Origin of the sequence: Psychrobacter immobilis, from assembly GCF_904846175.1 — a bacterium.
In the GTDB taxonomy this organism is placed as follows: Bacteria; Pseudomonadota; Gammaproteobacteria; order Pseudomonadales; family Moraxellaceae; genus Psychrobacter; species Psychrobacter immobilis_E.
In genome coordinates this window covers 295,295-309,548 of sequence record NZ_CAJGZM010000004.1, presented here as the reverse complement: position 1 = coordinate 309,548, position 14,254 = coordinate 295,295, and the positions used below count along the sequence as shown (strand labels likewise).

Genomic DNA, 14,254 nt, shown 5'->3' with positions numbered 1-14,254 from the left:
TAGTCCAGCGAATTAATGAGTTAAATACGAAAACTAAAACTATGTTTAGATATACTAAATTAAGATAAGTTGATGACTAAAAATTTTTATATTTTGTAGTTAGATAGAGCTGAGCGAATTAGGAGTTGAGAAACGAAATGATATTTCCGAATGATATAGATATTTTGAAAGAGAAGATTCAACAAATACTTAATCCTATTGATTGTACTGTTAAAAAACGCACTAAAGCTGACAAGGACTTTCTTTTCAAAGCTGTTCGAGCAGACGCGGGGAAAAACCTACCTCCTTATTACTTAATATATTTTCTTTTTGTTGACTTACTTGGTTTTAAAAACTTAGGTCGATTTGAAAAAGTTGCTTGGTCGATTCCAATTGATTATAACGGAGCCGCTTATCTTTTAGAACATAGGAAACTAGGGATGGGACTTTTTATAGCAGACAAGGAAAATCAAGAAAACGAATGCCAAGAGATTGTGAAGAAAATAAATAACGCTGTAAAAGCCGCAAAACCATATTTTGATTGGGTCGCAAATGAAGCTGCAAAACAATCTAATTTAAATGTTTTAAATCTTAGTCTAAGGTTATATAGTCGGTACATCTTTTTTCTTGAAGAATATAAGAAAAAAACCCAAGAGGATGTATCTCATAAAGATGCAGAAGAAACACTAGATATTGGACGATTTTTAAGCATTTATGCAGAATCTAAGGAACTTAAAAAAGAAACAGAATGGTTAGCGCTATCAGTAATTGATGCATTTTATAGTTTTACTGAACATATATTCATTCATGCTGCAATAATAAAGGGTTCTTTGTTGACAGGAGAAGATGTAGGGCGGCTTGCTCAAGATGACTCGGTAACTAAATTTAAAACATGTCTTGATGTCCAAGATAAATTGGTTAGACCACATTACGATAAGTTAGCTTTGATCAAAAAACAAATAAGAAACTATATGGCTCATGGAGCGTTTGGTAAAAATGGCGAAGCTTTTCAGATTCACTCTAAAGTAGGTGCTGTTCCGTTACTTATGACTAACCAGAAAAGTGGTTCACGATTTTCTATCCAACCTGATACCGAATTTGAGGAAAAGGAAGCAATAAAAGCGATAGAAGATTTTATACATTTCTATTGGGATTCAGACGACTTTTTAGAAATTATTTATATAAGAAGTGCTTTGCCAAGTATCCTTACTTTCACCAATGACTCAACTTATGAAGATGCTCTGAAATCACTTAACAATATGGAAAGTCTAATTGAGCACTTAAATACAGTCAGTGATAATAGTGCAAATATGGATTGGTAGATATTACTTAATAGACTTTGTATTTTCAAGATTAATCAAGCTTGAACTGGAAGCTAGAATCTTTTACTAAAGATTTATAAATTCTTCTATATTAAAATACTGGCTTAAAAACCACTTGATAGCAAAGTTTTAGACACAAAAAAGCAGCAAGATAATCTACCTTGCTGCTCTCATAACTTCTAACTTAAATACTTGCTGCAACCTCAGCCCCATCACGAATCGCGCGTTTGGCGTCCAGCTCAGCTGCCAGTTTTGCACCACCGATAAGATGGTATTGCGCGTCTGGCGCATCACCGACATTTGGCATCAGCTCAACGACTGATTCTTGACCAGCACAGACTACGACGCTATCGACACGCAGTAGCTGACTTTGACCTTGATTGTTAGTAATCCAAATACCTTCATTGGTGATTTTATCGTACTGCGCGCCTGATACTTGGATGACGCCATGCGACTTAACATGAGCGCGATGTACCCAGCCAGAAGTTTTATTCAGACCACTACCCAGACGACCTTTGGTACGCTGTATGAGATAGACTTGGCGAATAGGCTTGATGGCTTCAGGTTTAATCAGACCACCCTCAGTTTGATAGTCAGTATCAGAAGTCACGCCCCATTCTTCGCGCCACTCGCTAATTGACTGCGCTTTTGGACGATAGCTTGGGTCTTTTAATAGCTCAGGACCTAGCTCATCAAGCGGCTGACCATGTTTGGCGGTCAAATATTCACTGACATCAAAACCAATACCACCCGCACCGATGACGGCGACGGTGTCACCAACTGATTTTTCACCAGAGAGTAATTCAGCATAGCTCATCACTTGTGGCAAATCAGCACCTTCCAGCTTACCTGCTAAGCTTCTAGGAACAACACCAGTCGCAACAATGACATGGTGGAATTTGGCCTTCTCAAGCATGGCTTTATCGACTTTGGTATTGAGTTTAATCTCAACGCCTAAGTGCTCAAGCTCATTGATATAGTAGCGAATGGTCTCAAAGAACTCTTCTTTACCAGGGATAACTTTGGCATAGTTAAACTGCCCGCCCAAGATATCTTTTGCTTCAAATAAGGTTACGTCATGACCACGTAGCGCGGCGACATGAGCCGCTGACATACCAGCTACACCACCACCGATGACCGCAACTTTTTTAGGCTTTTTGGTTTTCTTATAAACCAGTTCTGTCTCATAACAGGCTTGTGGATTGACCAAACACGTCGAGCGTTTATTCTCAAAAGTATGATCAAGACAAGCTTGATTACAGGCGATACAAGTATTGATGCGATCAGCTTCGCCTTTTTGGGCTTTATTGACCCAATGGGCATCGGCTAAGAACGGACGCGCCATTTGAATCATATCTGCCTGACCACTGGCGACGATTTCTTCAGCCGTTTCTGGCATATTGATACGGTTGGCCGCCATCATTGGGATACTGATGTGCTTTTTAATTTCAGCAGTGAAATCAACAAAGGCAGCACGCGGTACGCTTGTCACAATCGTCGGCACACGTGCTTCATGCCAGCCAATACCGGTATTCATGATGGTCACGCCCGCTTCTTCTAGCGCTTTAGCGACAGTGATGACTTCATCCATGACGTTGCCATCTTTGACCAAGTCAATCACTGATAAGCGAAATAAAATAATAAAATCTTCACCGGCGGCCTCACGTACGGCTTTGACCACATCGACTGCCAACTTCATACGATTTTGAATATCACCACCATATTCATCAGTACGCTTATTCACATGACGTGATAAAAACTGATTAAGCAAATAGCCTTCAGAGCCCATGATCTCTACACCGTCATAACCCGCTTGCTTGGCAAGTTTGGCTGAACGAGCATAGTCTTTTACCGTTTGCTCAATATTTTTGATGCTCATCTTACGCGGTTTGAAAGGCGAGATTGGCGATTTAATCGGGCTTGATGACACGACAAATGGATGATAACCATAGCGACCACTGTGTAAGATTTGCATGATAATTTTGCTGTCATACTTATGCGCGGCGCGGGTGACGCGCTGATGGTTAATGACGTCAGCGCGCGTATTCATGGTACCGCCAGCAGGCAGCAACCAGCCTTCGCGATTGGGCGAAATGCCGCCCGTGATCATCATCGCCACGCCGCCCTTGGCACGCTCTGCAAAATACGCCGCCAGTTTACCGTAGTTATAAAAACGATCTTCAAGCCCCGTATGCATCGACCCCATCACCATGCGGTTTTTAAGCGTAGTAAAGCCCAAATCGAGTGGCTCAAATAAATGTGGATAGTGTTCGTTGGTGCTGGCGGTCTCAATGGTATTGGCAGTGCGGCTGGCGGTCATATCATTTTCCTTATGAAGGGTTTACTGGGATTGCTTCGTTAGTATAGTTATGCTGCGGCATTTAACGTTATGCTATCCTAACACACCGCTATTATTATCAGCTATGCAGACAAGCGACTGATGAGTGAACACTAATTAATAGCAGCGCTGAATGATTCTATCTAATGGTGAGGTTTTTGCAGCTAGTTAAATAAACCCCACAAAACCTGTCCAAATTTTGCCTGCGACTGTCTATAATAATCAGACCCTGATACAGTCGATTGGCGACAGCAGAGCACCATTACTGCGTCACCCACTATAAAAACATACGATAAAGGACTATCCTAATGACAGACTTCCATACCGGTCTCGGCAAAAATGCAGCCAACTATCAACCGCTTACCCCTATTGACTTCATTATCCGCACCGCTCAGGTCTATCCTGATAGAACCGCTATTATCTATGACGATCTTGAACATAATAATCTGACCCAAACATGGCAACAGACTTACGATCGTTGCAGACAACTGGCTGATGGTCTGCGTAAATTAGGCATCGATAAAAATGACACGGTGGCAGTCATGATGCCGAACACGCCAGCGATGGTCGAATGCGCCTTTGGTGTACCGATGTCAGGCGGGGTACTTTGCACCCTTAATACCCGTCTTGATATCAACGCCCTAACCTTTTGTCTGCAACACTCAGAAGCCAAAGTATTAATTTTAGACAGTGAGTTTGCTGAGCATGCCGAGATTATCGATGAAGCCTTTCCCAATCTCATCGTGATTCATGCGACAGATAAAGCGCTTGATATCGAGCGCTTTGGAAAAATGAGCTACGAAGCATTAATCGCCAGCTCAGACAGTTTGGATAATTGGGAAAAGCCGCTCGATGAATGGGATGCTATCGCCCTCAATTATACCTCTGGTACCACTGGTAAGCCCAAAGGCGTGGTGTATCATCATCGCGGTGCGACGCTCAATGCCGTCTCTAACATTTTAGATTGGGATATGCCCAAGCACCCAATGTATTTATGGACGCTGCCTTTGTTCCATTGTAATGGTTGGTGTTTCCCGTGGACGATTGCAGAGCGTGCGGGCGTCAACGTCTGCTTGCGTAAAATTGACGCGGATTTAATTTTGCAGCTGATTGCCAAGTATAAAGTCTCGCATTATTGCTCAGCGCCTGTGGTGCACAATATGATTGCCGGTGGCAAGTCTGAATATAAACAAGCCATTACTCATGAAGTGAAAGGCTGGGTCGCTGGTGCGCCGCCGTCTGAAACCATGCTCGCTGCTATGGAAGCGATGGGCTTTCATATCTCGCACGTTTATGGCCTCACCGAAGTCTATGGTCCAGTCACCGTCTGTGCTGAGCAACAAGAATGGGATGAGCTTGATGTTGCTGCGCGCGCGCAAAAAAAATCACGTCAAGGCGTGACCTCGCATTTGATGACTGGGTTTGAGGTATTTAAACAAGGTACCACTGAGTCAGTTGCTGCTGATGGCGAAGAGATGGGCGAGCTGGCTCTGCGCGGTAATATGGTGATGAAAGGCTATCTAAAAAGTCGCAAAGCTACTGAAGAAGCCTTTGCTGATGGCTGGTTCCGTACTGGTGATTTGGGCGTCAAATATCCTGATGGTTATATCAAAATCATGGACAGGCTAAAAGATATCATCATCTCAGGTGGCGAGAATATTTCTAGTATCGAAGTCGAAAATGTCTTATATAAAATGCCTGAAATCCAAAGCTGTGCTGTCGTTGCCGCGCCGCATGATAAATGGGGCGAAGTACCAGTCGCCTTTATCGAGATTCATGCCGGCAGCACCTTACAGCGCGACCATGTCATGGAACACTGCAAGCAGCACTTAGCAGGTTTTAAAGTGCCAAAATATATTATCTTTGCTGAAATACCAAAGACCAGCACCGGTAAAGTACAGAAGTTTGAGCTACGTCAAGCAGCCAAATCGTTGGCACACGAAACGCCAAAAGTAACGGCTAGCGCTAAATAATCCTCTGAAAGATTCAATTATGATTTATAAAAAAGGCTCAGTCTAATTAATTAGACTGAGCCTTTTTATTGAAATAAAAACGTAAAGATTGTTATTAGCCAAACGACTAATTAAGCTTAGGCTCAAGCCATTGATAAACCAGCATACCAATTATCATCGCTGGGATAAAGATATAGGCCTGCCATTGTCCCGTACCAAGCAGTACAATACCCGGTCCTGGGCAAATACCCACCAAGCCCCAACCGATACCAAATAGCATCGCGCCGATTAGCAGTTTTTTATTGATGGTGGTTTTGGTAGGCATCTCAATTAAGGTACCAATCCAGCTATTCTTTTGCCGCTTGGCCAATTGCACGCCAATTATCGCCACCGCCAGACCGCCACCCATTACTAGTGCCAGAGAAATATCCCATGCACCAAAGACGTCCAAAAAGCCCTGTACTTTAACAGGATCGGTCATCCCTGATATCAGCAGTCCAAAGCCGAATAATAACCCTGCCAGTAACCCAATCATATTTTTTAGCATGTTTTTTCTCGCACCTAATATGTTAATCCAAGCTGTTATAAATAGTATTCAACGCTGTCTTCGCAACGTGCCGTCTATATGCAGTTTAAATGAAGCCCAAGACATGCCGACCAAGATAAACGGTCACAATACCAAACAACATAAAGGTCACCGTCGCCGCCATTGAACGTGGCGATAGTCGCGCATTACCACAAATACCATGTCCACTCGTACAGCCTGAACCCAAACGCGTACCAAAGCCAACCAATAAACCTGCAACGATTAATAGCGGTAACGAGGTACTGACCTCGACATCCGGTAGCGGTCTTACCAACTTATATAACAATGGCGAAATGACTAAACCTGCGATAAATAATACTTGCCACATCTCTACACGCTTGGGTTTGAGCAGGCTGGAAAATATACCACTGATACCCGCAATACGACCAATACCTAACAATAGAATAACGGTCGCCACTCCTAGCATTAAACCGCCTACCAAGGAGATTGGCGTAAATGCCTGCCAGTCTATTTGTATACTCATAATATTTACCTAAGCCAATTTTTATCAAAAACAGTTTTGAAATTCGTTTTATATAAATACATTATATAATAAAATATAATAAAAGGGTAAAAAAATACTGAAACCTCGTTGCACAGGCTCAGTATTCTTTGTACGCTAAAAATATCTTATACGATAAAGATATTATTTAGCCAACACCTCATCAAGCGCTTTTTCAAAACGCTGTACCGCACCGTCCACATCAGTCAATTTATCTAAACCAAATAAACCCAAGCGGAAGGTTTTAAAATTATCAGGCTCGCCTACTTTTAATGGTACACCAGCAGCGATTTGCATGCCAGCTTCAGCGAAAGCACTACCTTTATGCATGTCATCACGGTCGGTGTAAGCAACCACTACACCAGGCGCTTCAAAACCTTTTGCTGCAACGCTTTCAATACCTTTGGCTGCTAGTACTTTACGAATACGCGTGCCAAGCTCCCACTGTGCCGCGCATAATGTTTCAAAACCAACTTCTTTGGCCTCGTTAACGGTATCGCGGAACTGACGTAAGCTATCGGTTGGCATCGTTGCATGGTAAGCATGACCACCACTTTCATAAGCGCGCATGATGTTTAACCACTGTTTTAAATCTAGGCTAAAGCTATCAGACTCGGTGCTGTCTACTTTTTGCACAGCAGCGTCGCTCAGCATAACCAGACCTGCGCCCGGTGTGCTGCTCCAGCCTTTTTGCGGCGCGCTGATAAGCACATCAATGCCCAAATCTTTCATATTGAGCCAGACGCAACCTGATGCGATACAGTCAATGACTAATAAGCCGTCAACACTATGAACGGCCTCGGCCAATGCTTTGATATAATCTTCTGATAAAATAATACCAGATGAGGTTTCAACGTGCGGGGCAAAAACCATCGCTGGTTTTTCAGCTTTGATTTTAGCAACCGCTTCATCAATAGCGACTGGAGAAAACGGCTTTGGCGTATCACCCGCTTCACGATTGGCAGTCAGTACTGTAGAGGATTTGGCAATCTTGCCTTTTTCTAGAATTTGCGTCCAACGATAGCTAAACCAACCGTTACGGATAATTAAGCAGTCTTCGTCATTGGCCAATTGGCGCGCCACTGCTTCCATTCCATATGTACCAGAACCAGGAACGATAGCAACCGCATTAGCGTTATAGACGGATTTTAGGTCGCTAGATAAGTCTTTCATCACTTGCTGAAAGACTGTTGACATGTGGTTTAGGGCACGGTCAGTATAGACCACTGAATATTCTAATAAGCCGTTTGGATCAATATCTTGACGTAATGCAGTCATGGGACGCTCCTAGTATAATAAGAGAAAATGTTGTTACTGAGTTTTTAGGTTTTGGGCATGATTGAGATTTTGCCATATCACTGATGTTTTTTGCTCTACCGATTATAGGGGGTAACTTAGTAAAAAACCAACCCTTGTTTAGCGATTGGTTTGGCAAATGGTTTAGTGACTGGCTTGGAAAATAGCTTAACGACCTCGATGTGCCTCTTGCAATCCCGACACCACAAAATCTAGCAATTCATTGTCACCCTCACGTGCCGCTTTACGCATCAGCTTCGATGGTGCGTGGGTTAGCGTCTGGGTCAAACGTCGTGACAGCTCAGTAATAATGTCCTCAGGGCTGGCATTATCCTGTTGCAACTTAGCAATGGATTCATGCAGCAGTTTATCTACTTGGTCATGAGTCCGCGCGCGATACTGCTGAATATCTTTGCCGACTTGGCGCACTTGAAAGCGCCGATCCATCTCAACGACCAATTGGCTGACAAGCAGCTCAGCATCGACCGCCGCTTGCCTACGCTGCTCAATATTACCAGCAATCACATGTTGCAAGTCATCGACCGAATACAGATAAACATCATCGATACGGCTAATGGTAGAGTCGATATCGCGCGGCACTGCCAAGTCAATCATCAGCATCGGCTGATAGCGACGGCTTTTAAGCGCGCGCAAGGTCATAGTTTTATCTATCAGCACATCCATGCTACCACTACAGCTACTGACGATATCAGCTTCTGCCAATACTTGCGGCAATTCTTGCAGTGCTCTAACCTCTACGATACGATCTGGTCGACGCAGCTCAGCAGCTAATGCTTCGGCGCGCTCAGGATTGCGGTTACAAATAATAACCCGCCCAACCCCAAGCCCGGCAATATGCGTTGCCACCAAGCGATTCATCTCACCTGCGGCGACGACTAATAGCGTGCGACTTGGCAAATCGTCAAATATCTGCGTGACCAATTTAGCAGCGGCATAGCTAAGCGATACCGCTTGAGCACCCACTTGGGTTTCGTTACGCACGCGTTTAGCGGCGGCAAATACCTGATCGACAATCCAGCCGAGCTGATTACTCAGGGCTTTTTGATCCTGCGCCAAATGCACAGAACGCTTGATTTGACCGAGTATCTGCGGCTCACCCAATATCATTGAGTCAAGACCAGCGGCAACTCTGAGCCAATGGGTCAAAGCATGAGTATCACGGTGCACATAAAGATAAGGGTCAATCTCGTCTAAAGACAACTGCTTAAAATCAGCCAACCATGTTTTGATTTTTAAAATATGAGTACTGATGACCGCCGAAACAGTTTGCGCACCGATTGCAATATTACTAGCAATAGCATCAGTAGCTTGTGGCTCCGCTAAATGCGCACCTGATTCTGACGTTAATAAAATTTGCGGAACCAGCGCATAAATCTCAGTACGGTTACAAGTCGAGACAATCACGCTACCATCGGTAAAGCGCTCTAGCTGTTTAAGGGCGATAGTCACATCCTCACCAACAAGCGCCAAGCGCTCTCGTAGAGCGACTGGTGCGGTTTTGTGATTGACCCCAATGACCACTAATCTCATTATTGATAGACCATAAATATAACGTTTACCTGCCAGCCAAACGCTCTTAGAAGGTTAAGAAACCCTATTTAAGCAGCAGTTTTAGAAAACAGTTTTTCACAGACAACGCTTGCTAAACTGTCTTTGAAAAAATGTCTTTAACCAATCATGCGCATGATAGGCCACAATAAACATAGTGCAAACGCTTAAAAAGCGCTTATTATATCATTATTGCCAGCTTTATTTAACAGGCAACGCTTGGCGATGTTATTTGTCTGTATCTGGGCGCAGCGACGATAAATCAACTGCTATGCCGACTTTAAAGTAAATGCTGCGAGCCTTTAAATTTTGTCTCATTTGCCGTTACGGTTATTTACTAGCGATTGGGTAATAGTCGATTCAATTTAAAAAGCATACCGTGCGGCTGGGATGCTTGCTTTTGAAATATAGGTTGCGAACTCTCTATCGTGCCAAGCGCACAGCAGGCGAGGAAAACTTATCCCAACAGAACGCTATTTTGAATATATCTTTTTTATATTAAATTTATTATATTAGAAATCATTTAGGGTCATTTATAGTAGTTACTTAATCGCATAAATATTCCTAATATCTGAGTAACACGGACGCTATTGTTTATCCCCTCAATCTACTCTTATAATGCTAGTCACGGGTTTTCTTCGTAGCTGTTTTTAGAATAATAACAATAAAATCACCTTGTTATGCTGCAAACGATTTGACGGGTAAATAATAGGTAAACACTGCTAGCTATGATTTTTTTTGGCTCATCCTTTAGATTGCAACCTATGCATCATGATCAGTCTCGCCTGCGCGCTTTATTGCACGCTATTATTGAGCGGCTATACCAGCGCCATCAGCTAACTTTATCGTTGGCCGTTTGCTTATGCCTAGGATTACCTGCCCACGCTAAATATGTCAGCCCCTCATTACATATCAGCTCTTATAACATCTCTTCCGTCGTCGCTAACGATGCCAATACTAATAATGTAAATATTAATGATGCTAGCAGCGAAAACTTTATTGCTACGCCTGCTCATAAAACGCTTGCTAAGCAATCATTATCTCAAGAGCCATCTATTCAGCAATCCCTTATTAAGCAACTACCAACTCATCAGCCACAAACAACTGAAAATATTGCTGATGATGTGAGCAATCTAGCACCGACAACCAGCGGGCAAGCGACGCTTGGCGAGCCAAGTTTGTACGCGCTTTTAGATGCCGAGTTTGCTGCGGATCGTGATGACACCGACCGCGCGGTGACCATCTATAAGCAGCAGTCTTTTAAGCAAGATGCGACGGCGATATTTGAGCGAGCGCTAAGTTTATCTTTACGCAATGAGAGCGTTGAGGATTCTCTGCGCTTTGCTAAAACTTGGCAAGACCAAAACCCCGACCACGTGCCTGCTTGGTTTTATGTGGCGCATTTGGCCTTGCGCGCTCATGATTATGAGTTGGCAGGCGAAAGCCTTAATCGTATTTTAAGTTACGACCCGCGAGCCGATCTTAGCGAAATCCTGATAGGCATTTATCCCAATACTGATGAAGATAAACGCGAACTGCTCGCTGCCTTGCAACCTATTGATAGTGAGCAGAACGCTTCGCTATCGGTATTAAAAGCCGGTTTGCTATATCAATTTAATGAGCCTGAGATTGCCATTGTTCATATCGATCGTGCCTTAGCGCGTCAGCCAGATTATGTACCCTTTATCACTTTAAAAGCCGATATATTACGCAAAACTGAGCCGTCAGAGGCAGTTATCAATTATGTCAGCCAAGCACGCTTACGTAACCCTGACAGCAAAAGCTTATACTTATATGAGATTCGCTACTTACTTGATTTGCGGCAAAGCGAGCAGGCTTGGCAGCTGTTACTTGACGCCCATGAGCGCTTCGCTGATGACGACGAAATTACCTTGCTAGCCGCACTGGTCAGTTTAGACGTTGAAGAGTATGCCACTGCCGACCAGTTGCTTAATATGCTGGCTAAAAACCCCTCTTATCTTGATCAAGCTTATTATTATTTGGGTATCAGTGCCGAGCGCCAGCAGCACTTTGAGCAAGCAAAATACTATCTTAATGGCGTCATGCAAGAGGACTTGGTATTAGAAGCGCGCCGAAAAGTGGTGTCGTTCGAGCTGCTGAATGATGACGTCGAGGCTGCCATCGCTACCCTAGAAAAGCTGCGAAAAGACTTTAGTATCTTCGCCCCTGACAGTTTTGTCATGCAAGCAGATATCTTGTGGCAGCAAAATGAGTCTGATGAAGCGCTACGGTTATTAACACGCGCCAGTCGTAAATATCCTAATAATGAGATGCTGCTGTTTGCCCGCGCTCAACTGCTTGATGATAAAGAAGATTATATCGTTAAGCGCACCTTATTGAACCATTTGCAAACGCTCGACCCAACCAATCTCTCCTATCAGCTTAGCTACGCGCAGTTATTGCTAGCCAATGAACGCAGCTCTGAGCAAGGTTTGGCCCTAGCAACGGCTATTATCCAAATCCGCTATGATGACCCGCGCTATGACAATGATCTGCATTTGCAAGCATTGAATATACTGGCAGCGGATGCCTTAGTAGCTGAGAACTACCAGCAAGTCATCGACTATCTACAGACGCCATATGACGTTTTCCCGACTCTACGCTCAGGCACGCTGCTGCTACGCGCTTATCAAGGTTTGGGTAATAATGAAAAAGTCGAAGCGTTACTGGCAGACTTACAACAGCGCTTCTCATTTGGACAGCGCAATATCAACGACCGTATACAGCTTTATTAATGCGCTTTTTGCTTAAAGCTTATTTAATACTGACAGTAAAAAACGGCTAGAAATAAAAAATGCTTGCCATAAAAACTACAACTTAGTTATAAGAAATGAACAGCTGCGCATCAGCGAGTAACAAATAACGCTTAAGCTACTCTCTTTTCGAAACAGTTTTTTTGAAATATCTAATTATCGAAACTTTTAAATATATAAGCTTCTAAATATCAAAACATTGATTTTGTAAATTTGTCACTTTTGAGGAACAACCATGTCAACATCAAAAAAACACCAGCCAACTAAACTGGCGCTATTTACCGCTTTAACCACCGCACTCGTTATTACTTCTGGCTGCCAATCATTAAAAACCGCCAATGCTACCAACCAGCCTATCGGCACAGTACAAGGTCAGAATGCTGAACAGCCTAAGAAGCTTGAGAACTTTAATATCACGGGTAAAATCGGGGTCACAACGCCTGGTAAGGACAATACAGGAAACCAAGGCGGTAGTGCTTTCTATGCATGGGGGCAACAAGATGACCGCTTTGCCATCGAATTGATTGGCGCGCTCGGCATTGGCAAAACCAATATCGAATATAATGGTCAATCAGCGACTTTAATCAGCGAAAAGACTGGCACTTTAACCGCTACTGACCCTGAAACCTTGCTCAAAAAAGCCACAGGCTGGCAAGCGCCGATTTCACAAATGCCGTATTGGATATCGGGTCGCCCAGCGCCTTCGGACAGCGCGCCACAGCTTGATGCTCAAAACCGTTTGATTAGCGCAGTGAATGGTGAATGGCAAGCCAGCTTTACTTATAAAGGTAATGATAAGCTGCCAAATAAAATCAGCGCGGTGCAATCACAAGGCAATAAAGTAGTGATGACCATCGATCATCAAAAATAATAACAATACGTAGAAAGCAAAACACATTGTTATCTTTACGAACAATTCATAAAGACGCATATTTATGACTGAAGAACGCACCACCGCAAAGCCAGTTATCACGCGCTTATCACCGGCAAAGATTAATTTATTTCTTCATATTACCGGTAAGCGCGCTGATGGCTATCATAATCTGCAAACCGTTTTTCGCCTGCTCGACTGGGGCGATTATCTGCATTTTTCGCTTGTAGAGGACGCAGTATTTTCTACTATAGATAAGTCCTTAGACGCTGATAAGTTATGCCATCAGCTGCTAACGTTGTCTGGTGCCGACACGATAACCAGCAGTATCAATGATAATCTTATTTTTAAAGCCGCACGTGCGTTATTGGCATTTGTTATCCAAGCAGACAGACTACCTAAGCAGCTGGCGCGAATACAAATCACCTTAGATAAATACCTACCGATGGGCGCAGGCTTGGGCGGCGGTTCTTCTAATGCTGCGACGACATTATTAACCTTAAATGAGATATGGCAGCTTGATATTAATCAAAATGAGCTAATAGAAATTGGCACAAGCATTGGCGCCGATGTGCCGATATTTATCTTTGGGCAAGATGCCATTGCGATGGGTATTGGCGAAGAGTTAACGGCCATTGATTTGCCAGAACAGCAATATTTAGTATTGACGCCGAATGCGCACGTGAACACTGCTAAGCTGTTTGCGCATCCGCAACTACAACGAGACATTGCCCCGTTATCGATTGAAACCATTAAAAACTATTCTAATGATTATGTGCAATATTTAAACACGCCTTATCGCAATGTCTTTACCTCAGTAGTCACCAGCCTTGCTCCTGCCGTCGATGAAGCGTTACGTTATTTGCAAAGGTTAGAGTCACAAGCACTCAGCACAGCACGGATGACCGGCTCTGGTAGTGCCGTATTTTTGCCATTAGATGCGAGTATTGATACGGATAAGGCGATTTTGGCAAAATGGATTAAAGATGCGCCTTGTGCAGGGTATATGGTTGGGAGTTTGTAAGTTTAGATGGAATTGATAACGCAACTTTTTTAGCCTAAAGG

The 14,254-nt window shown here is 43.5% G+C and carries 10 protein-coding genes; 5 read left to right on the top strand and 5 right to left on the bottom strand.

Translation table 11 applies throughout. The annotated features are described in order from the left end of the window. Positions 1 to 137: 137 nt before the first annotated feature. Positions 138 to 1,301: a hypothetical protein gene (locus JMW39_RS07875; protein WP_201545428.1), complete on the top strand. Its 1,164-nt coding sequence runs from the start codon at positions 138 to 140 to the stop codon at positions 1,299 to 1,301. A gap of 184 nt (positions 1,302 to 1,485) precedes the next feature. On the opposite strand, the gene JMW39_RS07870 is transcribed toward JMW39_RS07875, so the two are convergent. After that, positions 1,486 to 3,621: an NADPH-dependent 2,4-dienoyl-CoA reductase gene (locus JMW39_RS07870; RefSeq protein WP_201545426.1), complete on the bottom strand. Its 2,136-nt coding sequence runs from the start codon at positions 3,619 to 3,621 to the stop codon at positions 1,486 to 1,488. 326 nt (positions 3,622 to 3,947) lie between these two features. Here JMW39_RS07870 and JMW39_RS07865 point away from each other — a divergent pair, with 326 nt between their 5' ends. Then, positions 3,948 to 5,612 carry an AMP-binding protein gene (locus tag JMW39_RS07865; protein ID WP_201545424.1) on the top strand — a complete coding sequence of 555 codons (1,665 nt, stop codon included), beginning with the start codon at positions 3,948 to 3,950 and terminating at the stop codon, positions 5,610 to 5,612. A gap of 106 nt (positions 5,613 to 5,718) precedes the next feature. Here JMW39_RS07865 and JMW39_RS07860 read toward each other — a convergent pair whose 3' ends face one another. From JMW39_RS07860 to hemA, 4 genes are all read right to left on the bottom strand, one after another. Further along, a complete protein-coding gene (locus JMW39_RS07860; RefSeq protein ID WP_201545422.1) occupies positions 5,719 to 6,138 on the bottom strand; it encodes a DUF6691 family protein in 420 nt (139 codons plus the stop codon). An 85-nt stretch (positions 6,139 to 6,223) separates the two neighbouring features. Next, positions 6,224 to 6,661 carry a YeeE/YedE family protein gene (locus JMW39_RS07855; RefSeq protein WP_149490459.1) on the bottom strand — a complete coding sequence of 146 codons (438 nt, stop codon included), beginning with the start codon at positions 6,659 to 6,661 and terminating at the stop codon, positions 6,224 to 6,226. A 162-nt stretch (positions 6,662 to 6,823) separates the two neighbouring features. Next, entirely contained in the window at positions 6,824 to 7,957 is a 1,134-nt protein-coding gene (locus JMW39_RS07850; protein WP_201545420.1) for an aminotransferase class V-fold PLP-dependent enzyme, read from the bottom strand. Between the two features lie 186 nt (positions 7,958 to 8,143). After that, positions 8,144 to 9,526, bottom strand: a complete 1,383-nt coding sequence (gene hemA, locus JMW39_RS07845) for a glutamyl-tRNA reductase (RefSeq protein ID WP_201545418.1) — start codon at positions 9,524 to 9,526, stop codon at positions 8,144 to 8,146. 782 nt (positions 9,527 to 10,308) lie between these two features. Between hemA and JMW39_RS07840 the strand changes: the two genes are divergently transcribed. From JMW39_RS07840 to ispE, 3 genes are all read left to right on the top strand, one after another. Continuing rightward, positions 10,309 to 12,300 carry a tetratricopeptide repeat protein gene (locus JMW39_RS07840; protein WP_227679457.1) on the top strand — a complete coding sequence of 664 codons (1,992 nt, stop codon included), beginning with the start codon at positions 10,309 to 10,311 and terminating at the stop codon, positions 12,298 to 12,300. Positions 12,301 to 12,553: 253 nt separating this feature from the next. Further along, positions 12,554 to 13,189: a lipoprotein insertase outer membrane protein LolB gene (gene lolB, locus JMW39_RS07835; protein ID WP_201545414.1), complete on the top strand. Its 636-nt coding sequence runs from the start codon at positions 12,554 to 12,556 to the stop codon at positions 13,187 to 13,189. 64 nt (positions 13,190 to 13,253) lie between these two features. After that, complete coding sequence (gene ispE / locus JMW39_RS07830) at positions 13,254 to 14,213, top strand: 4-(cytidine 5'-diphospho)-2-C-methyl-D-erythritol kinase (protein WP_201545406.1); 960 nt, start codon at positions 13,254 to 13,256, stop codon at positions 14,211 to 14,213. Positions 14,214 to 14,254 lie beyond the last annotated feature (41 nt).